General features: G+C 63.1%; 21 protein-coding genes. 2 read left to right on the top strand and 19 right to left on the bottom strand.

From position 1 onward, the window contains the following. Positions 1 to 215: 215 nt before the first annotated feature. Positions 216 to 419, top strand: coding sequence for a cold-shock protein (locus QRN45_RS02305; RefSeq protein ID WP_028264741.1), 204 nt, complete (start codon positions 216 to 218; stop codon positions 417 to 419). Positions 420 to 561: 142 nt separating this feature from the next. On the opposite strand, the gene QRN45_RS02300 is transcribed toward QRN45_RS02305, so the two are convergent. From QRN45_RS02300 to QRN45_RS02235, 14 genes are all read right to left on the bottom strand, one after another. After that, the gene (locus tag QRN45_RS02300; RefSeq protein WP_502870690.1) at positions 562 to 3,054 is read right to left on the bottom strand and encodes a bifunctional lysylphosphatidylglycerol flippase/synthetase MprF; all 2,493 of its coding nucleotides are present in this window, start codon (positions 3,052 to 3,054) and stop codon (positions 562 to 564) included. Between the two features lie 68 nt (positions 3,055 to 3,122). Next, positions 3,123 to 4,394, bottom strand: a complete 1,272-nt coding sequence (locus QRN45_RS02295) for an alpha/beta hydrolase (RefSeq protein ID WP_284762356.1) — start codon at positions 4,392 to 4,394, stop codon at positions 3,123 to 3,125. A 5-nt stretch (positions 4,395 to 4,399) separates the two neighbouring features. Further along, on the bottom strand, positions 4,400 to 4,831 hold the full coding sequence (locus QRN45_RS02290; protein ID WP_078108481.1) for a DUF2550 domain-containing protein: 432 nt from the start codon (positions 4,829 to 4,831) through the stop codon (positions 4,400 to 4,402). A 10-nt stretch (positions 4,832 to 4,841) separates the two neighbouring features. Further along, positions 4,842 to 5,126 carry a F0F1 ATP synthase subunit epsilon gene (locus QRN45_RS02285; protein ID WP_059387616.1) on the bottom strand — a complete coding sequence of 95 codons (285 nt, stop codon included), beginning with the start codon at positions 5,124 to 5,126 and terminating at the stop codon, positions 4,842 to 4,844. A gap of 1 nt (position 5,127) precedes the next feature. Further along, positions 5,128 to 6,582: a F0F1 ATP synthase subunit beta gene (gene atpD, locus QRN45_RS02280; RefSeq protein WP_078108480.1), complete on the bottom strand. Its 1,455-nt coding sequence runs from the start codon at positions 6,580 to 6,582 to the stop codon at positions 5,128 to 5,130. Between the two features lie 86 nt (positions 6,583 to 6,668). Continuing rightward, positions 6,669 to 7,556 carry a F0F1 ATP synthase subunit gamma gene (locus tag QRN45_RS02275; RefSeq protein ID WP_078108479.1) on the bottom strand — a complete coding sequence of 296 codons (888 nt, stop codon included), beginning with the start codon at positions 7,554 to 7,556 and terminating at the stop codon, positions 6,669 to 6,671. Between the two features lie 93 nt (positions 7,557 to 7,649). Further along, the gene (gene atpA, locus QRN45_RS02270; protein ID WP_078108478.1) at positions 7,650 to 9,287 is read right to left on the bottom strand and encodes a F0F1 ATP synthase subunit alpha; all 1,638 of its coding nucleotides are present in this window, start codon (positions 9,285 to 9,287) and stop codon (positions 7,650 to 7,652) included. A gap of 83 nt (positions 9,288 to 9,370) precedes the next feature. Further along, positions 9,371 to 10,198, bottom strand: coding sequence for a F0F1 ATP synthase subunit delta (locus QRN45_RS02265; RefSeq protein ID WP_241707408.1), 828 nt, complete (start codon positions 10,196 to 10,198; stop codon positions 9,371 to 9,373). Beyond that, positions 10,198 to 10,758: a F0F1 ATP synthase subunit B gene (locus QRN45_RS02260; RefSeq protein ID WP_241707407.1), complete on the bottom strand. Its 561-nt coding sequence runs from the start codon at positions 10,756 to 10,758 to the stop codon at positions 10,198 to 10,200. Before QRN45_RS02260 ends, QRN45_RS02265 begins: the two co-directional genes overlap by 1 nt. Positions 10,759 to 10,812: 54 nt before the next feature. Beyond that, positions 10,813 to 11,031, bottom strand: coding sequence for an ATP synthase F0 subunit C (atpE, locus tag QRN45_RS02255; protein WP_028264751.1), 219 nt, complete (start codon positions 11,029 to 11,031; stop codon positions 10,813 to 10,815). Positions 11,032 to 11,112: 81 nt separating this feature from the next. Then, positions 11,113 to 11,913: a F0F1 ATP synthase subunit A gene (gene atpB, locus QRN45_RS02250; protein ID WP_078108475.1), complete on the bottom strand. Its 801-nt coding sequence runs from the start codon at positions 11,911 to 11,913 to the stop codon at positions 11,113 to 11,115. Between the two features lie 81 nt (positions 11,914 to 11,994). Then, positions 11,995 to 12,333 (bottom strand): hypothetical protein, encoded by a 339-nt coding sequence (locus QRN45_RS02245; RefSeq protein ID WP_241707406.1) that lies wholly within the window; start codon positions 12,331 to 12,333, stop codon positions 11,995 to 11,997. After that, positions 12,320 to 12,808 (bottom strand): Cg1360 family ATP-synthase-associated protein, encoded by a 489-nt coding sequence (locus QRN45_RS02240; protein WP_284762352.1) that lies wholly within the window; start codon positions 12,806 to 12,808, stop codon positions 12,320 to 12,322. Before QRN45_RS02240 ends, QRN45_RS02245 begins: the two co-directional genes overlap by 14 nt. Positions 12,809 to 12,936: 128 nt before the next feature. Further along, the gene (locus QRN45_RS02235) at positions 12,937 to 14,046 is read right to left on the bottom strand and encodes an MraY family glycosyltransferase (RefSeq protein ID WP_078108472.1); all 1,110 of its coding nucleotides are present in this window, start codon (positions 14,044 to 14,046) and stop codon (positions 12,937 to 12,939) included. A gap of 213 nt (positions 14,047 to 14,259) precedes the next feature. Between QRN45_RS02235 and QRN45_RS02230 the strand changes: the two genes are divergently transcribed. After that, positions 14,260 to 15,156: a glycosyltransferase gene (locus QRN45_RS02230; protein ID WP_078108471.1), complete on the top strand. Its 897-nt coding sequence runs from the start codon at positions 14,260 to 14,262 to the stop codon at positions 15,154 to 15,156. Here QRN45_RS02230 and QRN45_RS02225 read toward each other — a convergent pair. From QRN45_RS02225 to rho, 5 genes are all read right to left on the bottom strand, one after another. Further along, on the bottom strand, positions 15,153 to 15,950 hold the full coding sequence (locus tag QRN45_RS02225) for a WecB/TagA/CpsF family glycosyltransferase (RefSeq protein WP_284762351.1): 798 nt from the start codon (positions 15,948 to 15,950) through the stop codon (positions 15,153 to 15,155). The genes QRN45_RS02230 and QRN45_RS02225 overlap by 4 nt on opposite strands. After that, positions 15,947 to 16,774 carry an L-threonylcarbamoyladenylate synthase gene (locus QRN45_RS02220; protein ID WP_284762350.1) on the bottom strand — a complete coding sequence of 276 codons (828 nt, stop codon included), beginning with the start codon at positions 16,772 to 16,774 and terminating at the stop codon, positions 15,947 to 15,949. The genes QRN45_RS02225 and QRN45_RS02220 overlap by 4 nt, the downstream gene beginning before the upstream one ends. A gap of 12 nt (positions 16,775 to 16,786) precedes the next feature. Continuing rightward, entirely contained in the window at positions 16,787 to 17,659 is an 873-nt protein-coding gene (prmC, locus tag QRN45_RS02215) for a peptide chain release factor N(5)-glutamine methyltransferase (protein WP_284762349.1), read from the bottom strand. Positions 17,660 to 17,677: 18 nt separating this feature from the next. After that, positions 17,678 to 18,751, bottom strand: a complete 1,074-nt coding sequence (prfA, locus tag QRN45_RS02210) for a peptide chain release factor 1 (RefSeq protein ID WP_028264759.1) — start codon at positions 18,749 to 18,751, stop codon at positions 17,678 to 17,680. Positions 18,752 to 18,928: 177 nt separating this feature from the next. Next, positions 18,929 to 21,043 carry a transcription termination factor Rho gene (gene rho / locus QRN45_RS02205; protein WP_241707403.1) on the bottom strand — a complete coding sequence of 705 codons (2,115 nt, stop codon included), beginning with the start codon at positions 21,041 to 21,043 and terminating at the stop codon, positions 18,929 to 18,931. Positions 21,044 to 21,067 lie beyond the last annotated feature (24 nt).

Genomic DNA, 21,067 nt, shown 5'->3' with positions numbered 1-21,067 from the left:
CCCAGCAGACCGTTGACCTCCAGTTTCGGCCATGAAAGTGTTGTAGCAGTCTTTGTGTAGGTGTGATTCATGCTCGCAAGACGTGTTGCGAGCGTGAAGCTCCTGCGAAGCCAACCAAGCCTTGCTTGGACGGAAAACCAGGTCTTCTCGCGGAGTAACCGAGGCCGGCACGCGGTGTGCCGGACTTAAAAGTTCCACAATGAGGAGAAACAAAAATGGCACTGGGCACCGTCAAGTGGTTCAACGCTGAAAAGGGCTTCGGCTTCATTACCCCGGACGACGCTGAAGGCGACGTCTTTGTCCACTACTCCGAGATCCAGACCGGCGGATTCCGCACCCTCGACGAGAACCAGCGTGTTCAGTTCGAGATCGGTCAGGGCGCCAAGGGCCCGCAGGCCACCGGCGTCACCGCCGTCTAGTTTTACCGCTTGAATTCTGCCTGGCAGATTCAGGGAAGGGGTTCCGCACAGGCTGCGGGACCCCTTTTCCCTTCCCAACTAACTCGCATTTGTTGTCGCTATGGCGCGTCAAAACGACAACAAATGCGAGTCAGTTTGGTGTTCAGGCGACGAGGGTGCGGAGAAGCCTCGCAGTTTGCCGGACGGACAGCCCCGGCAAATATGCCCGGCTGAGGGCAGCGCCGATCGCGGGAATCTCCAGGCTGTCCTGGTAGTACATATACAAAGTCCGGTACTCCGGCTGAAACCTCGATTTGAAGCGGGCCAGCGAGCGGAATCCGTAAACAGGCTCCAAGGTCCTGCCGACGAGGTCCAGAATGCCCGCCATGCCGGCTTCTCCGCTGGAGAATTCCTCGGCCTCCCCCGCCAAAGGCGAGCCCGACAGGGATATGACCTCCACACCCTGCCGCAACTGGTGGACAGCCGAGGCAATCATGAATTCCATGAGGCCGGGAAAGGCATCGCTGCGCCGCCGCATGAAGTCCAATGTCCAGCTGATCACCTGGCCATCCCGAAACACAGGGAGCCAGCTGGTGACCCCGTGGACAAACCCCTTGCCGTCGACGGCGACGCAGCACAGCACTTCATCGTCCATCAACTCGTCGAGGGAACCCAGGGTAAAGCCCATTTCGGGTACCTTTTTCCGGGCGGCCCACTCTTCGGACACCTCGCTGAGTTGGGAGCGAATGTACTGCGGGAACTCCGAATAGCGCCCCCACCGGGCCAGAACGCCGGCCTTGAGCGCACGGTTCTTGGCCGTGCGCACGTTCTGCCATGCTTTGCCCGTGAATTCGAGGTCGCGGATCGATAGCCGGGTTTCCTGCGCGACCGCAATTCTGCGGAATCCCGCGGATTGCAGCATCGGCCACAATTCCTCCGTGCAGGAGTAGAGGCACGGCACCAATGCATGGTGCGCGCAGTAGTCCAGAAAACCCTCGGTCGCGGCAGCGGCTTGTGCGGGATCACCGAACGGTCCGCCGAGGGTCAGTGCGACGTTTCCATGCTGCTGGTAGGCAATTCCGGCGTCCTTTCCGGGAGTGAACCAGAACTTGTTCGGCTCCCATAGCGCCATCCAGGAAAGCGACTCCCCGCCCCGCTTGACCAGATCCCTGGCCGCCAGTCGAGCGGGATCATCGCCGTCGGGACCGTGCTGCCGTTTGAGAAGCAGCGTCCACACCGCTGCCAGTGCCACAAGCCAGAAGATGATTCCCGACCACGCGAACAGCAGTGACTCGGCGGCACTTCGGTCCGCGAACACGCGGCCGAAGGCCGTGGGTATGGGCAAGGGAAGGTACTGCCGGGCGAGTTCCGCACCGAGACCCAGGATGCCGCCGTCGTGCGCCAGACCGCCCGAGCCGAGCCAGGCCCCGGTGTATCCACTCGCCAAGATGAGCCACGTACTGCCAACCAGCCACGCCATCTTCCGGCGGAGCGGAGCCCTCGAGCCGACCACAAAATTGCCCCTGAACAGGAAAAGCAGAACTGCCAGGATCAGGGGAACCAAGGCGAGGGTCAGGATGTGGAACACCGCGGAGCCCATGACGACGGTGCGGCCCCTGCCTGGAAAATGCGGAATGCTGGCAAACAACACCAGGTAGGCGAAGGACAGAGCCACCACGCCAAGTTGCACGCCGATGGCGATCTTCAGCGCCAAGCGCCTTCCCTGGCGCATGCCCACCGCACAGATCAGGAGAAGCAGCGCGGGTACCACTGCGAGGGCGACGCCGGCCGGCCCGGGATAGCCCTGGCGTCCGAGTTCCAGGCAGCTGATATCCACGGTTCCACCGCAGTTCGCCTGCAATTGGTTGAGCGTCGGTACAGGGTTCAGGACCATTTCGCGGAGCAGCGCCAGCGGCCCCGCCGGGCTCCTCACGGCGCCCGCCACCAGAGGCCCGACGCCGAAAATCGCCACCATGAGCGACAGCAGGTTTCGCGTTTCACGCCTGGTGGCACGGTGGCTTGGTTGAATGCCGTGGTCGAGTTGGAGCCACAGACCGGTCCCCAGTCCAAGCAGCGCTCCGGTCAGGGCCATGACAGCCGATGGATCGCCTACATACAGGACCAAGAGGAGCGCCAAAGATACGACCGTCGCCCTCAGGCGCCGACGCCACAGAGTCGGGAGGAGGCCACTTGCCGCCATCGAGACCAAGAGGGTTGCCGGAAGCGGTCCGGAGGTCCCGGCATCCATCATCCGCCCCAGCCAGCCGTCGCCGGCGTAGGCTGCCAACTGGACCACGAGCAAAAAGGCGGTGACCGTCCCAAACTGGCCGCCAACGAAATCCACGGCCGTGCGGAACCACCCCAGCTTCCGCTCTGAAGCACCCAAAAGCACAACGAACAACAACGAGCTCATGACGTAGTCAAAGGGGTTTGCGGCGAAAAACATGGATGTCCAGATGGACCACCAGTCCCCCGCCTTCAATCCCCCACCGCTCACGCTCGAGAGATGCCGCAGCGCATCCGGACCGTAGCCGAGATCGGGGTCGAAGATCGCCGGAGTGAGCAGGTACAGCGCGAGCACAATCACGGTGAAGGGGATCGCGCCGATGTGGGCAGCCACGTTGCCCAGCATGGCCCGGGCGAGGACTGCCACCATCTTCCGGGCGGGCCTGGCATCTTCGGAGTCAGGCGCCTGTTCTTTGGACAACTGGGCTTCCTGGGTGCTCATTGAACGAGTCCCCATCGAGGGGCCAGGAATTCCATCGCCGAGGGAAGCTCTTGAACGGCAACGGCCCACGAGTGTCCGGCTCCGGGAACCGAAGCGTGCCTGACGTCGAACCCGGACATGCGTGCGGCCGCCGCCAGCTCGCGGGCGAAACGGACGAATTCGCTGTCCGCGGCCCCGACGGCGAAGTAGCCGGCATGGCCGTCATAGCTACGTTGCTTCATCAAGGTCAACGGCGTCAGGGCGTCGAAGGCTGCAGCGTCGCCGCCGAATGCGGTCTGGATGGTCCGCCCGCGGTCAGGACCAAGCGAAGGCTCCCGCTCTCCCGAGAAGGCGATGAAGGAAGGGTAGGTCTCAGGATGCAGCGTGGTCATTTGCACGGCGCAGGTTGCACCGAAAGAAAACCCTCCGACGGCCCACTTTCTTGGATCGGCGGAAACCTCGAGCGTCGAGTTGATCCAGCGCGGAACATCGATCGCGAGGTAGGTGTCGGCACGTGCGATCCGGCTATCCATGCACATGGTGTTTGCGGTATCGGAACCGTTTGGATCGACAACCACGACGACGGGTGCCACGCCTCCGTGCCGTGCGGCGAAGGAATTCATGTTCTGCTCCAGCAGTCCGCCCGTCAGCCAATCGGCGGGTCTTCCCGGTTGGCCGGCAAAGAGAACCAGGACGGGTAGCTGGCTGCGGTCGGGAGCCAGGTAGGCCGGCGGCAGGTAGATGAAAGCGTCCTTGGCCGTGAATCCGGATTCAATTCCGGGAATCGACGCCCTGCGGACAATACCTCCCTCCAGCGCAGCCACCGGGGTGGTACCGGAAACACCCCTTTTGAATCCTGCCTCAAGCTCGGGGATCCGTCCCACGTAGTGGCCGAAGAGATCGGCAGCCGTGTGGTTGAGTCCGAAGTAGCTGTTGATCTGAAGCGCGGAGAGGAGCAGCACGGAGACGAACGAAATCCCTGCGGCGCTCCTGCCGCGCCACGAGGAACCACGGAGCCGGAAAAGGAAAAGGGCCAACGCAGAGAAAGCAACCGTCGACCCCACGAGGACATCGATGGGGAGGTCCTCGGGGAACACGGTCAGGGCATTGACGAGCAGCCAGTGGATGACGGCGACAACTCCGCTCGCCGCGGCAAGCGAAAGGACGATGGAAAGCAACCAGCCCCGGTCCCGTCGCAGGAGGAGGAAGACACTCCCGGCAACTCCGGCACCAACGACGGTCCAGTAGAACGGACCGTCAACAAGCCTCACGTTGTAGAGGAAGTCCACTGGCCTCAGCGCCAGGTGCCGACGCCCACCACAGGGCCGGCCTCGAGCCAGGACGACAGCCCGGCGTAGGCATCAAATCTCATGGCCAGCATGAACCGCTGGCCTTCATGTTGGAGTTCGACGACGACGACGTCGGGTTGGAGCCTCGTCAGTTCTTCCTCCGTTGGCTTCCGCCGGCCAAGGAGCTCCAAGGAACTGCGGCGGAAGCTGTGTTTGGGACGGAAGCTGAGGGACAGCAGGCGGAACCACTCAAGCTCCGAGTCCTGATAACGACAAACCCCCATCCGCCAGCTGTTTCCAGCCGTGCAAATGGAGGCGTCGACCGTGCCCAGGGCGCGCCGCAAATTGAAGCGGCGCACCCCGACGAGGCACAGTGTAAAGATGAGCAACGCAAACGCCGTTGCCAAGGCGATGAACGGAAGAGCAGAATCGTCCATCAAGGTCTTGCTATCGGATCCCCGCAGTAGCTGAATCGCCCAACTGGGCGTTGTCAGCGACGATCACCACGCGGTTGTTGTCGACGGAGAAGAATCCGCCGTCCACAACTACTGCCAGGCGGTCTCCGGTAACCGGCTCGATGGCCAGCTCGCCCGCGGCCAGAATGGCGAGGAGCGGCGAGTGGCCCGGCAGGATCCCGATTTCACCATCGCTGGTGCGGGCCTTGACCATCTTGGCCGCACCGGACCACACGAAGTGGTCCGCTGCGACAATCTCAACCTCGAGCTCAGCCATACTACTTGGTCTGTTCCTGGATCTTGGCCCACTGGCGCTCGACGTCATCCAGGCCACCGACGTTGAAGAACGCCTGCTCTGCGATGTGGTCAAGCTCGCCGTCGCAAATCGCCGTGAAGCCTTCCACAGTGTCCTTGATGGAGACGGTGGAGCCCTCGACGCCGGTGAACTGCTTGGCGGTGTAGGTGTTCTGGGACAGGAACTGCTGGATGCGGCGTGCACGCGACACGACGATCTTGTCTTCTTCGGACAGTTCGTCAACGCCGAGGATGGCGATGATGTCCTGGAGTTCCTTGTTCTTCTGCAGGATCTGCTTCACGCGGACAGCCGTGTTGTAGTGGTCCTTGCCGATGTACTGCGGGTCCAGGATGCGGGACGTCGACGTCAGCGGGTCAACAGCCGGGTACAGACCACGGGAGGCGATTTCACGGGAAAGTTCCGTGGTCGCGTCGAGGTGTGCGAAGGTCGTTGCCGGAGCCGGGTCGGTGTAGTCATCAGCAGGCACGTAGATGGCCTGCATCGACGTGATCGAGTGGCCCTTGGTCGAGGTGATGCGCTCCTGGAGGAGGCCCATCTCGTCGGCGAGGTTCGGCTGGTAACCAACAGCGGACGGCATGCGGCCGAGCAGTGTGGAGACCTCGGAACCGGCCTGGGTGAAGCGGAAGATGTTGTCGATGAAGAGCAGCACGTCCTGGTTCTGCACATCGCGGAAGTATTCCGCCATGGTCAGTGCCGACAGTGCCACGCGCAGACGCGTTCCCGGCGGTTCGTCCATCTGGCCGAAAACAAGGGCGGTGTCCTTGAGGACGCCTGCCTCTTCCATTTCAACCCAGAGGTCGTTGCCTTCACGAGTACGCTCGCCAACACCGGCGAATACCGAAGTACCACCGAAGTTGCGGGCCACACGGGTGATCATTTCCTGGATCAGAACGGTCTTGCCGACACCGGCGCCACCGAACAGGCCGATCTTTCCACCCTTGATGTACGGGGTGAGGAGGTCGATGACCTTGATGCCGGTCTCGAGCATCTCCGTGGAGCCCTCGAGGGACGCGAAGGACGGAGCCTTGCGGTGGATCGGCCAGTAAGCGTCAGCGTTGATCTCGGACTCTTCGACGTCCAGCGGCTTGCCGAGAACGTTGAAGATGTGGCCCTTGACGCCGTCGCCGACAGGCACGGAGATCGGGGAGCCGGAGTCCTGCACGGAGGTACCGCGGACAAGTCCGTCAGTAGCCTGCAGGGAGATGGCACGGACGAGGTTGTCACCCAGGTGCTGGGAGGTCTCGAACGTGATGGTCTTGGTCTCACCGTTGAGGGTTACCTCGGTGGTGAGTGCGTTGTAGATCGACGGGATTGCGTCAGCCGGAAATTCGACGTCGACAACCGGGCCGATGACGCGGGCAATGCGGCCGGTGGCGCCGGCCGTTGCGGCTGCGTGCTCGGTAGCGGTGGCAGTCATCTCTCTCACTTCACTCAGTAGATGGCGTGGGGTTAAGTTTATCTATTTGGTGCAGGTGTGGCTTGCGCCGAACCATGCACCGGCAACTACGCGTTCAGGGCGTCGGCGCCGGCCACGATTTCGGAAAGCTCCTGCGTGATCTCAGCCTGGCGGGCCGTGTTGCGCAGACGCGTGTACTTCTTGATCAATTCGGTCGCGTTGTCGCCTGCCGACTTCATGGCGCGCTGGCGGGCGGCGAGCTCGGAAGCTGCTGCCTGCAGCATTGCTGCGAAGATGCGGGACTCGATGTAACGCGGAAGCAGTGCGTCAAGCACCTGCTCCGATTCCGGTTCGAACTCGTACAGCGGCAGAAGCTCGGACTCAGTGACCGCCTGCTCTTCAACTTCGAGCGGCAGCAAACGGACAACCGTGGGTTCCTGCGTCACCATCGACTTGAAGCGGGTGTAAACGACATGGATCTCATCCACGCCACCCTCGGCGAAGTCGTTGGCGAACTCTTCGAGAAGAGCGGCGCCGACTTCCTTGGCAGTCTCGAATTCCGGTGCGTCGGTTCCGCCGGTCCACACGCGGGAGTACGAACGGCTGCGGAAGTCGAAATATGCCTGCGCCTTGCGGCCAACCAGGTAGGTCTTGACTTCCTTGCCCTCTGCCCGGAGAAGCTCGTTGAGGCCTTCGGCCTTCTTGAGCACGCTTGCGGAGTAAGAGCCAGCCAAGCCACGGTCCGAGGTGATGACCAGGACTGCGGCGCGGCGGATCTGCTCCGGCTCGGTGACTAGCGGGTGATCGATTTCGCTCTGGCTTGCGACAGCAGAAACAGCACGGGTAATCGCGTTTGCGTAGGGCGTCGAAGCTGCAACGCGGGCGCGGGCCTTACCGATGCGCGAGGTAGCGATCAGTTCCATCGCCTTGAAGATCTTGCGCATCGACGTCGTCGAGCTGATCTTCTGGCGGTAGACCCGGATCTGGGCTCCCATACATTTCCTTTCCTAAGATCCCGATGGATCAGCGGCTAAGGCTTTGGCGAAGGCCCCGGGCCTGCGGATACCGCAGGCCCGGGAACCAATGCTCTAGCGCTTCTGCTTGACGATCTTTTCCTGGTCGACTTCGCCACCGGAAATCGCTTCGTGCTCTTCGTGGCCGGCGCCAACCAGACGGTTGTCGCCTTCTCCGAAGAAGCCCTTCTTGAAGTCGATGATCGAGGACTTCAGCGCTTCAGCGGTGTCGTCGTCCAGGACGTTGGTCTGCGCCAGCGTGGTCAGGATGGAGGACTTGTGCTTGAGGTGCTCCAGGAACTCGGACTCGAAACGGCTGACATCCTCAACCGGAACATCGTCCAAGTAGCCCTTCGTACCGGCCCAGATGGATACAACCTGGTCCTCGACCGGGAACGGCGAGTACTGGCCCTGCTTGAGCAGTTCCATCAGGCGGGCGCCACGGGTCAGCTGCTGGCGTGAAGCGGCATCCAGGTCGGACGCGAACATCGCGAACGCCTGCATGTCGCGGTACTGGGCCAGGTCCAGCTTCAAGGTACCGGAGACCTTCTTCATGGACTTCACCTGTGCCGCACCACCGACACGGGACACGGACACACCGACATCAACAGCGGGGCGCTGGTTGGCGTTGAAGAGGTCCGACTGAAGGAAGATCTGGCCATCGGTGATGGAGATGACGTTGGTCGGAATGTAGGCCGAGACGTCGTTTGCCTTGGTTTCGACGATCGGAAGACCGGTCATCGAGCCTGCGCCCAGCTCGTCGGAGAGCTTGGCACAACGCTCCAGGAGGCGGGAGTGCAAGTAGAAAACGTCACCCGGGTACGCTTCGCGTCCCGGCGGGCGGCGGAGCAGCAGCGACACTGCACGGTAGGCCTCGGCTTGCTTCGACAGGTCGTCGAAGATCACCAGGACGTGCTTGCCGCCGTACATCCAGTGCTGGCCGATGGCCGAGCCGGCGTACGGAGCCAAGTACTTGAAGCCGGCCGGGTCGGATGCCGGAGAAGCCACGATGGTGGTGTATTCCAGCGCGCCGTGGTCTTCAAGGGTCTGGCGGACAGCAGCGATGGTGGAAGCCTTCTGGCCGACGCCGACGTAAACGCAGCGCACCTGCTTGGTGACATCCCCGGAAGCCCAGTTGGCCTTCTGGTTGATGATGGTGTCCACGGCGATTGCGGTCTTGCCGGTCTGGCGGTCACCGATGATCAGCTGGCGCTGGCCACGACCGATCGGAATCATGGCGTCGATAGCCTTGAGACCGGTCTGCATGGGCTCGTGGACCGACTTGCGCTGGGTTACGCCAGGAGCCTGGAGTTCCAGTGCACGGGTGGTCTCGGCCTTGATCTCGCCGAGGTCGTCGATCGGCTGGCCCAGCGGGTCAACTACACGGCCCAGGAAGGCGTCGCCTACCGGGACGGACAGGATTTCACCGGTGCGGTGGACTTCCTGGCCTTCTTCGATGCCGGTGAAGTCACCGAGGATGATGACGCCGATTTCGCGGACGTCGAGGTTCTGGGCCAAGCCCAGGGTGCCGTCTTCGAAGCGAAGCAGCTCGTTCGCCATGACCGAGGGAAGGCCCTCAACACGGGCGATGCCGTCACTTGCGGCGGTCACGCGGCCGACCTCTACGCGCTCTGCGTTTCCGGGTTCGTAGGACGCCGCGAACTCGTTCAACGCATTACGGACGTCGTCGGCGTTGATGGTCAATTCGGCCATCTGCAGTCCCTGCTCTCCTGTTTTCGTGATCATCGTTGCTCACGATGACCGGGTTTTGTATCAGTTAAGTTGTGCTTTTCCGGCTAGCCGGCGAGTTGCCGGCGGAGCTCGGACAGGCGGGCTACAACGGAAGCATCAAGCACTTCGTCTCCCACCTGGACCCGGATTCCACCGATCAGAGTCGGATCAACGCTGACGTTGACCTTCAGCTCGCGGCCGTAGAGGGCATTAAGCCCGCCCTGCAGACGGCTGGCCTGCGCATCCGTCAACGGACGGGTAACGCGGACAGTTGCGATCCAGCGCTGCTGGCGCTTGGCTGCAAGCTTGGCGAAGTTGTCGATGAGCTTGCTCGGCTTGACGCCGCGCGGCTGCGACACAGCCTGGCCGATGAGGAGCTGGGCTTCCGGGCTTGCACCAGGAACCAGCTTCTCCGCCAGACCGATCTTGGCCGCAGCACTTGCCTGCGACTCTCCCAGAGCACGTTGTACCTCGTGGCTGGAAGCAACCATCTGGTTGAAAGCAAACAGATCGTTTTCCAGCTCTTCCAGCCCCGTGATTCCGGAGGCAGAAACGGCCGACTTGTTTTCAGCCACGGCAATGACCACCGTGGCGGCAAGAGTCTCGAGTGCATCGCCGATATCGCGTGCCGATGCCCAGCGCAAGCTGGCCAGTCCACTCGCGATTTCCGCAGCATCAGCGGAGACTTTCCCGCCAACCAGCTGCTTGACCAGCGCCGACTTTTCTTCTCCGCTGCGGGAGGGGTCAGTCAGGGCGCGGCGCAAGCCAGCCGAGCTGTCCACCGTTCCCAGGATTCCGAAGAGGTCCTTAGCCAACTGCAGCGAGGCGGTCGGAAGCGTGGCTTCCAACTGCTCCAGCGCCTTGGTCAGCGATTCGCTCGATACACCTGCCATTACTTAGCTGCACCTGCGCTCTGGGTCTCCAGATCTGCGAGGAAGCGGTCCACCACGCGGGCGGCACGCTCGTCATCGCTGAGCGATTCGCCAACGATGCGCTCTGCCAATGTCGTGGCCAGGGTGCCCACCTCGGAACGCAGGGAGACAACAGCTGCCTGACGCTCGGATTCGATCTGGGCGTATGCCTGCTCGGTGATGCGAGCCGACTCGGCTGCTGCCTTGGTCTTCAGCTCCGCGAGGATCTGGGCACCTTCGGCTCGAGCTTCTTCGCGGATGCGGTTGGCCTCGGCGCGGGCGTCGTGGAGCTGCTGCTTGTACTCTTCGAGAGCTGCAGAAGCTTCAGCCTGGGCCTTTTCAGCCTTGGCAATGCCGCCCTCAATCGCCTCTGCGCGCTCGGCAAAGGTCTTCTCGAACATCGGGACAACAAACTTGACCACGATGTACAAGAGGACCACGAAGCCGGCGAAGACGACGCCCATTTCCCAGACGTTGGGAACGAGCGGATTAGCCGACTCGGCGGCACCTTGAGCGGCGGCTGAGATGATCTGCTGATTCATGTTTCACCCGTCCTTATCTACTCGGTTCTGAATGTTCGCTTGGTTCTTAGCGGTTTACTTGAGAACGAAAGCGAAGACCAGGCCGAGGATGGCGAGGGCTTCCGTCAGAGCCAGACCAAGGAACGCGATCGGCTGGAGCACGCGCTGGGCTTCCGGCTGACGTGCAACACCGTTGATGTAAGCAGCAAATACGAGACCCACACCGATGCCACCGCCGATGGCGGAGAGACCGTAGCCAATGAGGTTGAGGGAGCCGTTGATGTCGCCGTTCATTGTATTCCTTTCAAGATGCCGCAGTCGCGGCAGGTTGTTTGGTTTGCTTCAACCCCCGAAGGGGAAGATTGAGGGTTGTGCCTAGTGGCTGTCGGCGTGGAGTGCGCCTTCGATGTAGATCGCAGTCAGAAGGGTGAAGACGTATGCCTGCAGCACCATGATCAGGGCTTCGAGCATGTACATGGCGACGGCGCCAACGAGCACGAGCACAGACGCGCCCTTGAGAAGCACGTTTTCCTGCATGACGAGGAACTCGATACCCGAGCCGGCGATCATGACAATGAGGTGCCCTGCCATCATGGTCGCGAAGAGACGGAGGCTGTGGGTGACCGGGCGGACCAGGAAGTTGGAGATGATTTCGATCGGTACGACGATCGGCAGGATGAACCACGGGACGCCCGAAGGAACGGTGGCCAGCTTGAAGTACTTCAGGCCGTTCTTCTTGATGCCGATGCCGATCCAGGTGACGTATACGACCGCGGCCAGCACATAGGCCCCGCCGACGTGCGAGAAGCTCGGAAGCTGGATCACGGGAATGGCGCCGTAGATGTTGTTCACCAGGATGAAGAAGAACAACGTGAACAGGAGCGGTACGTACTTCATGAAGTCGCGGCCGCCGATGATGTCCTTGGCGATGCTGTTGCGGACGAAGCCGTAGGCCATCTCGCCTGCGAACTGCAACTTGCCGGGAACCAGCTGCTGCTTGCGTGCAGCGGCGATAAAGAATGAAGCGATAAGGACGACCGACAGGATCACCAGCAACATCTGCTTGGAGAAGCCATCGCTCGCACCCCACGGCAGGATAGCCGGCAGGTGCATTTGGTCGATTCCGGGAGGAGTGAAGGTCCCTGAATCCTGGGCCGGGAGCGCAAGCGCGATCAACGCGTTTCCTCTCTGCAGTGTCCATCATTGGGCGTTGTTGAGGATCCGGCCGCGTTTCCTGCAGCCATTTCCCGTGTGAAATTATTTGGCATTACTGTTCCCGTCCTGGGACGGACCACTGTCTGCTTTGCTCTCACCGGAAGACGAGCGATGACTGGTGAGGCCGTGCATATGGGAAAGATAGAACCCTCCTGCGGCTCCAAGCAGAGCGCCAAGGAGCACAATCCAGCGAGTCCCCCACAGATTATCCAGACCCCAGCCTATCAAACTCCAGACTATGATTCCGCCAACAATGTAGCTGAAGACGGCAATGCCGGCGTTGTATCCGCCGTCGTTTCCGTCGCTCGCTTGCCCAGCGGAATCGCCGGGTTTTGCGGCGTTGAGTGTGGTGGAGCGTCGCTTGTTCCTAGGAGTGAACATCATCGCCGCCTTTGCCTGCTGCGGGGTCGTTGTAGAGCTGGAGCCGGGCCTTGCTGAAGCCGTAGATTTCGGCGGCTTGCCACGAGACAACCGTGACGACGGCGCCGATCACGAACCAGCGTCCGTGCAGCCATGCGGGGGCGCCCAAGACGAACAGCACCACCGCGAAGCCGACGACCTTGACAAAGTAGCTGGCAACGAAGAGGCCGACCGCGCCGGAAGGGTTATCCCGCCCGACGAAGTGGCCGATCAGGAGGCTGATGGCAAAAAAGGCCATCACCAGCGCCCCGCCGAATACAGCGGAAAGCACGCCTAAGCCACCGTTCATGACCACCGCGACAACGGACGTCGCCGCGAGGGCCGCTACCGCCGTCGTCGAGCTGAGGAAAAGAAGCCGCAGCCACAGCGAGGAGGTGGAGCGGGGGGCAGCAACGCCGCTCGAGTCGGACTGCTGTCCGCCGGCGTTGGAGGTCATGGGGATGCCAATCGTCGTGGCAAAAATGCCGAATTCTCAAAAAGGGTGGGTGCGCGGGCGAGTGACTGTCCGCCCTAGAATTCTACATGAGATAGAACTGTGATGTTAACGCCATTGTCACACACCGTCTACCGGGCGGCGCGCCCTTTGCGGGCAAAGTACGGCCATGCCGTCACTGCGGCCATGATGAGCGCGGCGACGATGTCGACCGTGAGGACCATCTGCCACGGGAAGATGGCAAAGGCAAGGCCTCCAAACGCCAGAATGCAGGTCCACACGTACATCATCAGCACCGCCGTGCGGTGGGTGTGGCCGAGTTCGATGAGCTTGTGGTGCAAGTGTCCCCGGTCCGCCGACCAAGGCGATTGGCCACGTGCCGTTCGCCGCAACACCGCAAGGCCGAGGTCCAGCAACGGTAGCGACAGGATCGCGAACGGCAACAGGATGGGCACGATGGTTGGAATACCGTTGGCGCGGTCGTAAAGCCCTGAGCTGATCTGGCCCGTGGAAACGACACCGGCCGAAGCCATCACGAGGCCCAGGAGCATGGCGCCGGAGTCGCCCATGAAGATTTTGGCCGGGAACCAGTTATGCGGCAGGAACCCGATGCAACAACCCACCGTGATGGCCATCAGCAGCGCGGCCAGGTCCGAGCGGTCGGTAAGCGTGGCATTGCGGTGGACCCAGTACGCCGTCAGGAAGAAAGCAGCGCCGCCAATGGCTGCAACTCCGGCAGCCAGGCCGTCAAGTCCGTCGATGAAGTTGACCGCGTTCATCGTGGTCACAATCGCGAGTGCGGTCAGGACGATCCGCAGCGGTTCCGCTTCGATCCGTATGGGCTCCGGAACAAAGGGAACCACGGACATCTGCACGCCCCAGACCGCAACGATCGTCGCCGCCGTGCATTGGCCAATCAGCTTGACCCACCAGCGGATGTCCATCACGTCGTCGGCAACACCGACCGCGACGATCACCAGGGCACCTGCCAGGATCCCCCACGGTGCACTGTTCCCGTGGAAGATGTCCTTCACGAAGAACGAATTGCTGGCCACCACGAGGGCGATGGCAAAGCCCGCGAAGAGTCCCAGGCCACCAAGCCTGGAAATCGGGACTGAATGCATGTCCCGGCTGCGGATGGGGGCAAAGAGCCGGAGTTTGTTACCCATCTGGCGGGCTACCCACGTAGCGAGATACGACACGACGGCAGCCGTGAGCATCATGAGCGAATACATGATCACGTGGCGGCTCCTGTTGGCGGTGGTGGTGGAATTTGTCCCTGGCGACTAGCTGCCGGCACAACACCCGCAGCACCTCTGCGCACCGCCGAATATTTGCTGTACTACAGTTGGACTCTGTCAAGATACTAGCGGCAACGGCGGCTTTGCTCCGTTTCACGCGCCCCTAGGGCGAGCCGGGAAGACCTCCCCGCCACTGCCCGGAAGGAACCCTACATGACTGTCTCCGTTGCCGTTGCGGCTGTGACTTTTGACCGCCCCGGAGAGCTAGCAGTCCTGCTCGACGCTATCAACAAACAGTCCATGCCCGTGGACACGATTTGCCTCGTGGACAGCGGAACCACCCCTTCTCGGGAGCTCGCGTCGAGCCATCCGAAGGTGGACTACGTCCGCTCGGAGGCGAACCTGGGCGGGGCGGGCGGCTTCGCCCTCGCGATCCTCAAGGCGGTGGCCAGCGGTGCCGAATGGGTCTGGATCATGGACGATGACGCCGAGCCCGGCGATCCCGCATGCCTCGAAACCCTCGTTCGCGAAGCGGAGGCCCGCGGACTGGATGCCGTTGTCCCGCTCGTCGTCGCTCCCGGGCATCCGGACAAGCTCTCGTTCTTCTTCCGGATTGACGGCAAGGTGACCCACGACCGAGCCGAAGTCGAAAAGGCGGGGTTCCTGCCCGACGTCGGGCACTTCTTCAACGGGGCGCTCATCCGTTCGAACGTCTTCTTCAAGGTGGGAGTGCCGGATATCCGGCTGTTCATCCGCGGCGACGAGGTGGACTTCATGATCCGCCTCAGGAAAGCCGGGATACGCTTCGGCACGGTCGCTACGGCATGGATCACCCACCCGCACGCGTTTTCCGAGACAAAGCACGTCTTCGGCGCCCGCTGGCATGTGATCGTGCCCGATTCAGCGTTCAAGCGGTACTTCTACTACCGCAACCGGGGTTACTTGATCCGCCGCTACCGTCGCGGGAAGTCGATGGTGGCCGACGTCGGGGGCTACCTGGGCTATTTCCTGCCCCGAGGTGACTTCCGCGGGCTCGCTGAGTGGTTCCGGGCGTTCTCCGCGGGTTTGCGGGACAAGGGCTTCGGTCCGCTGGAGGACCAAAAGTTCTAAAGGCGTGGTGTTCCGGCCTCGCGGTTCTTGGAGGAAAGCCGACGTCGTACCAGCAGGCCGAGGAGCACCCACGGCTCGCCGAAGACCCGGTAGGCGACGCGTCCCGGGTGCAGGGCAAGTCGCCAAGCCCATTCAAGTCCGAGGCGGCCCAGCCAGCGTGGAGCGAGCTTCTGGAGGCCGGCCAGCTGCTCGATAGCGCCGCCGACTGTGCAGTAGACGGCAGGGGGAAGCTCGTCCAGGCGCCGGTGGAGGACCGATTCCTGCAGCGGCATTCCCAGGCCAAGAAGGACGAGCTGGGGGCGGAATTCCGCCAACCAGGCGACGGCGGCCTCTTCGCCGGCATCGTTCCAATTCTCCCCGGGGCGCCCGGATACCACGGCGCCGGGCACGATGTCGCGGAGGCGTTCCACTGTCTTGCTGTTGGCTTCGGGACCAGCGCCGACGACGGCGATCCGGCGCAGTCCATCGACGCGGCCGAGCGCCGGCACCCAGTCAGTGGAACCCAAACGGTATTCCATCAACCCGGCAGCATCGTCACGTGAACCTCCGCGGTGCCCAAGTCCCCAAAGCATCGCGACCGGCGCGCCATCCATGAGCACCACATCGCTGCGTTCATACAGACGACGGAAGTCCGGACTCGAATGAAACAACGTCACGCTGTGGAGATTGTGTCCGAGGATAACCTTGGTGGTGCCGTCCGAAACGTACCCGCTGATGGCCTCGATAAGTTCGTCGGCGCACAAGGCGGTGACGTCTACGTCCAGAAGGGGAACACGATCCCGGACCAGGCTCATTCGGCCCTGGTCTCCGTGTGGACAGCATTTTCGCCAGGAACAGGGGTCTCGGCTTGAACAGGGGTCTCAGGCGCAGGGGTCTCAGCTTGCGCATCCGGCGCCGTCTCCTGCTGCACGGCGGCCTCAGGCGCGGTTTCCGGCTCCGGTTCAGATTCCGGCGCGGTTTCTCCGAGGGCCAGCACTCCGGGCACGACTTCGCGGAGGCGTTCCAGGGAAATGGCACCATCGCGCACTACGAGGAGCGGCAAGGCGGTGGCGTCGACGATCGTGGACGGCACGGACCCGGTTCCTTCGACCGGCCGGAATCCGCCCTCAAGGTACACCTCGACCGACTCGGCAAGCTGGGTCCTTGCCTCGGCTGCTGTCTGCGCGGCCGCCTGGCCGGTGCGATTGGCCGAGGACACTGCCAGCGGCCCGGTGCGGTTGAGCAGTTCAAGCGCAATCGCGTCGTCCGGCATGCGAAGAGCGACGGTTCCGCGGGTCTCCCCCAGGTCCCAGTCCAAGGACGGCTGGGCGTGGAAGATCAGCGTCAGGCCGCCGGGCCAAAAGGCTTCCGCCAGTTTCCGGGCTTCTTCCGATACATCGGTCGCCAGCCCGTCGAGCGCATTGATCCGCGGGATCAGCACCGGGGGCGGCATATGGCGGCCGCGGCCCTTTGAGACAAGCAGCATGGTCACGGCTTGCGGCGAGAACGCGTCGGCGGCAATGCCGTAGACGGTGTCCGTCGGCATGACGACACACTTTTTCTCGCTGATGGCGCGCTGCGCATGCTCCAGGCCTTCGGCGCGTTGTTCCTCTGACGTGCAGTTGTAGCTTGTGGTCACAGCGTTATTCTTTCATTTCCCGGAGGCAGCGATTGCCAACACTGCGCTCGTGGCACGTTCCTTGCCGTTGAGATCGAGGTGGGTGGTGACCTGGGTCCAGCAGCCGGCCGACTTCAGGTGTTCGGAAATCCACCCTGCCTGCACCTCAGCGTGCTCCATCACGAAGAAGCCGCCGTCCTTGAGGAGCCGGGCAGCCGAGGCCGCAGCCGCCGTCGGGAGCTCCATTCCGTCCGCTCCCCCGCCGTACAGTGCCTCGGGCGGATCGTGCAGCGCCACTTCGGGTTCGTTCGGAACGGCTTCAGCCGGGATGTAGGGCGGATTGGAAACGACGACGTCGAACGTTCCGTCGTGTTCGGGCAAGGCATTGCGGAGGTCGCCCTGCACGAGCTTCACCCCGAGCGGCTTCAGGTTCTTGGTGGCCCACGCGTGGGCGAAGGTGCTGAATTCGACGGCGTGGACCTCGGCTCCGGGCACTTCGTGGGCAATCGAACCGGCAATGGCACCCGACCCGGTGCCAAGATCAACCACTTTGGGGTGCGGGAGACCCTGGAGGTGGTCGATGACCAGCTGGACCACGGATTCCGTTTCGGGCCGCGGAATGAACACGCCCGGACCCACGGCAAGCGTGAGGTAACGGAAATGCGCGACGCCGGTGATGTGCTGGAGCGGAACGCGCTGTGCCCGTTCGGCCACCAGGTCCGCGTACCCTTCCGGAGCTGCGGTGTCACCGAGCAACATGGCGCGTAGCCGCCCGAGGCCGACACCCAGGAGATGTTCCGCTAGAAGTTCCGCGTCCACGCGCGGAGTGGGGACTCCGGCGTCGGACAGGATGGTTGTTGCCTCGCGGACGGCGTCGGCGAGGCTTTGGCCCGGAAAGAGCGTCATCAGGATCCTTGCAGGCTGCTACTCGCCCAGGGCATCCAGGCGCGACTGTTCGTCCATTTCGATGGCCGACTGGATGACCGGTTCCAGGTCGCCGTTCATGACGGCGTCGAGGTTGTAGGCCTTGTAGCCGGTACGGTGGTCGGCAATCCGGTTCTCCGGGAAGTTGTACGTCCGGATGCGCTCGGAACGGTCCATGGTACGGATCTGGGATTTGCGCTGGGCCGAGTTCTCGGCGTCGATCTGCTCCTGCTGGTGGGCGAGGATGCGGGCACGGAGGACGCGCATGCCGGCTTCGCGGTTCTGCAGCTGGGATTTTTCGTTCTGCATGGCCACCACGATGCCCGTAGGGAGGTGCGTGATGCGGACTGCCGAGTCTGTGGTGTTGACGGACTGGCCACCGGGGCCCGAGGACCGGTAGACGTCGATCTTCAGGTCGTTCTGGTTGATTTCGAGCTCTTCGGGCTCATCCACTTCCGGGAGCACGAGTACACCGGCGGCGGAAGTGTGGATGCGGCCCTGCGATTCGGTGACGGGAACGCGCTGGACGCGGTGCACGCCGCCCTCGAACTTCAAGCGGGCATAGACGCCTTCTGCGGGATCGTTCGAGTTGCCCTTGACGGCCATCTGGACGTCCTTGTAGCCGCCCAGGTCTGATTCCGTGGCCGAGATGAGTTCGGTCTTCCAGCCGCGCGACTCCGCGTAACGCATGTACATGCGCAGCAGGTCTCCGGCGAAGAGCGCAGCTTCGTCGCCGCCTTCGCCGCCCTTGACCTCAAGGATGACGTTGCGGGCGTCGTCGGGATCGCGCGGGATCAGCAGCCTGCGCAGTTTCTCCTGCGCTGCCGGAAGCTTCGCCTCGATTTCGTCTACCTCGGCAGCAAATTCGGCGTCCTCGGAAGCCATTTCCTTGGCTGCTTCGAGATCGTCCATGAGCCCGCGCCAACGGTTGTACGCCTCAACGATGCCCTGCAACTGGGCCGAGCGCCGCCCCAACTTGCGGGCCAAAGCCTGGTCGGCATAAACGGCAGGATCACTCAACTGCGCCTGGATGGCGGCATGTTCGTCAAGCAATCCCTGTACGGACTCAAACATTTTCAAACCTCTTTCGACTTCTACAAGTCTAATAACTGCGACGCGGGGTCACTTCCGGCCCATCTTGACCCCCGGCATGGGCCGTAAGTGACCCCGCGTTGCAACGGGAAAGGGCGGGAGCTGAACATCCGCGCGGAATCAACCGCACGAACGAACCAGCGCCCGCCCCTGAAACAGCTACTTGTCGTTATCCGACTTGGCTCCAAGAGTCGTCTTCTGTACCTGCATGAGGAACTCGACGTTGCTCCCGGTCTCCCGGATCTTGTTGGTCAGGAGTTCAAGGCTCTGCTGGGTCTCGAGTCCGGACAGGACGCGGCGCAGCTTCCACATGATCTTGACTTCTTCGGCCGAAAGCAGGTTCTCTTCGCGACGGGTACCCGAAGCGTTGACGTCCACGGCCGGGAAGATGCGCTTGTCCGCCAGCTGGCGGGACAGGCGGAGCTCCATGTTGCCCGTGCCCTTGAACTCCTCGAAGATGACCTCGTCCATCTTGGAACCGGTCTCCACGAGCGCGGTTGCCAGGATGGTGAGCGAGCCACCGTTTTCGATGTTGCGCGCAGCACCGAAGAAACGCTTCGGCGGGTAGAGCGCAGCGGAGTCGACACCACCGGACAGGATACGGCCGGAGGCCGGCGCTGCCAGGTTGTAGGCGCGGCCCAGGCGGGTCATGGAATCCAGGAGGACCACCACGTCCATGCCCATTTCCACGAGTCGCTTGGCGCGCTCGATGGAAAGCTCGGCAACCGTGGTGTGGTCGTCGGCGGGACGGTCGAAGGTGGAGGCAATGACCTCGCCCTTGACGGTGCGCTGCATGTCCGTGACTTCCTCGGGACGTTCGTCAACCAGCACCATCATGAGGTGGACCTCAGGGTTGTTGGTGGTGATCGCGTTCGCGATGGACTGCAGGATGAGCGTCTTACCGGCCTTCGGCGGGGAGACGATCAGGCCGCGCTGGCCCTTGCCGATCGGGGCCACGAGGTCGATGACGCGCGGGCCGATCTTCTTGGGGTCCGTTTCGAGGCGCAGGCGCTCGGACGGGTACAGCGGGACGAGCTTCGCGAATTCGACACGGTCCTTGAGCTCTTCGGGCGTCTTGCCGTTGACCGACGTGACGCGGACGAGCGCGTTGAACTTCTGGCGCGCAGACTGCTGGTTGCGGTCCTCGCCGTCACGCGGGGCGCGGATGGCGCCGACGACGGCGTCACCCTTGCGCAGGTTGTATTTCTTGACCTGGGCGAGGGACACGTACACGTCGTTGGCACCGGGCAGGTAGCCAGAGGTGCGGATGAACGCGTAGTTCTCCAGTACGTCCAGGATGCCGGCAACCGGCAGCAGGACGTCGTCTTCGGTGACCTCGACGTCGTCGACGTCCGGGCCCTGGCCGCGGCCCCGGCGGCGCTCGTTGCGGTCGCGGAAGCGGTCGCTGCGGGTGTTTCCATCGCGGTTGTCACGGTTGTCGCGGTTGTCCTGCGGACCCGGACGGTCGTTGCGGTCGCGACGATTGCGACGATTGCGACGGTTGCCGCTGTCATCGCCGTCGTTCGTGTCTTCGCGGCGCGTACGGGTGTTGTCGCGGCGTTCGCGCTGGCCGGATTCCCCGGCGTCGGCCGAGGCCTGTTCGCCCTGGCGCGGCTGTGCCTGACGCTGCTCGGCCTGGCGCTGCTCGGGCTGGCGCTGTTCTGCCTGGCGCTGTTCTGTGCGGGGCTGTTCGGCCTGCGGCTGCTCGGCAGCGCGGGTCTCGCCGGCTTCACCGGCCTCCACGGGAGCAACGGCCTCGCCACGACGACGGTTCCGCGTGCGCGGCTGGCGGCGTTCGCCGGCGGCCTCGCTTGCTTCGGCGGCAGGAGCTGCAGGAGCCTCGACGACGACGGCGGGAGCGTCCGCGGCTTCCGCGGCGGCGGGAGCGGCAACAACGCCGTCGCTCGTGGCGCGGCGGCTACGGCCACGGCCACGTGCCCGGGTGCCATCCTGCGCGGCGGCTTCGGTGGATGCTGCGGCAGGTGCGGCAGGGGTCTCGGCTTCCGGGGATGCAGGCGCGGCCTTCGCTGCCACGGCTTTGGCCGCGGCAGGAGCCTTGCTGGTGGTTGCACCGGCGCGGTGGGCCGAGATAGCCGAAACCAAGTCCCCCTTGCGCATCCGGGATCCGCCCGAAATGCCCAGCTGACTGGCGAGAGCCTGGAGCTGCGCGAGCTTGAGGCCTGCAAGGCCGCTGCTCTTAGCGGTTGCGGCCGTTGATTCAGCTGCAGAAGATGTGGTGTCCACAGCTGAAGCCAGCTCAGTGGTTTCTGTCACGAAGGATCCTTCCCCCTCGACGGC

The organism is Arthrobacter sp. efr-133-R2A-63 (assembly GCF_030209795.1).
GTDB lineage: Bacteria > Actinomycetota > Actinomycetes > Actinomycetales > Micrococcaceae > Arthrobacter > Arthrobacter bambusae_A.
This window is presented reverse-complemented; position numbering and strand designations above follow the sequence as displayed.

Coding starts and splice junctions, on each gene's coding strand:
- QRN45_RS02305 (WP_028264741.1), top strand. CDS start 216: ATGGCACTGGGCACCGTCAAGTGGTTCAACGCTGAAAAGGGCTTCGGC.
- QRN45_RS02300 (WP_502870690.1), bottom strand. CDS start 3,054: ATGGTGGCAGTCCTCGCCCGGGCCATGCTGGGCAACGTGGCTGCCCAC.
- QRN45_RS02290 (WP_078108481.1), bottom strand. CDS start 4,831: ATGGACGATTCTGCTCTTCCGTTCATCGCCTTGGCAACGGCGTTTGCG.
- QRN45_RS02285 (WP_059387616.1), bottom strand. CDS start 5,126: ATGGCTGAGCTCGAGGTTGAGATTGTCGCAGCGGACCACTTCGTGTGG.
- atpD (WP_078108480.1), bottom strand. CDS start 6,582: ATGACTGCCACCGCTACCGAGCACGCAGCCGCAACGGCCGGCGCCACC.
- QRN45_RS02275 (WP_078108479.1), bottom strand. CDS start 7,556: ATGGGAGCCCAGATCCGGGTCTACCGCCAGAAGATCAGCTCGACGACG.
- atpA (WP_078108478.1), bottom strand. CDS start 9,287: ATGGCCGAATTGACCATCAACGCCGACGACGTCCGTAATGCGTTGAAC.
- QRN45_RS02265 (WP_241707408.1), bottom strand. CDS start 10,198: ATGGCAGGTGTATCGAGCGAATCGCTGACCAAGGCGCTGGAGCAGTTG.
- QRN45_RS02260 (WP_241707407.1), bottom strand. CDS start 10,758: ATGAATCAGCAGATCATCTCAGCCGCCGCTCAAGGTGCCGCCGAGTCG.
- atpE (WP_028264751.1), bottom strand. CDS start 11,031: ATGAACGGCGACATCAACGGCTCCCTCAACCTCATTGGCTACGGTCTC.
- QRN45_RS02245 (WP_241707406.1), bottom strand. CDS start 12,333: ATGTTCACTCCTAGGAACAAGCGACGCTCCACCACACTCAACGCCGCA.
- QRN45_RS02240 (WP_284762352.1), bottom strand. CDS start 12,808: ATGACCTCCAACGCCGGCGGACAGCAGTCCGACTCGAGCGGCGTTGCT.
- QRN45_RS02230 (WP_078108471.1), top strand. CDS start 14,260: ATGACTGTCTCCGTTGCCGTTGCGGCTGTGACTTTTGACCGCCCCGGA.
- QRN45_RS02225 (WP_284762351.1), bottom strand. CDS start 15,950: ATGAGCCTGGTCCGGGATCGTGTTCCCCTTCTGGACGTAGACGTCACC.
- prmC (WP_284762349.1), bottom strand. CDS start 17,659: ATGACGCTCTTTCCGGGCCAAAGCCTCGCCGACGCCGTCCGCGAGGCA.
- prfA (WP_028264759.1), bottom strand. CDS start 18,751: ATGTTTGAGTCCGTACAGGGATTGCTTGACGAACATGCCGCCATCCAG.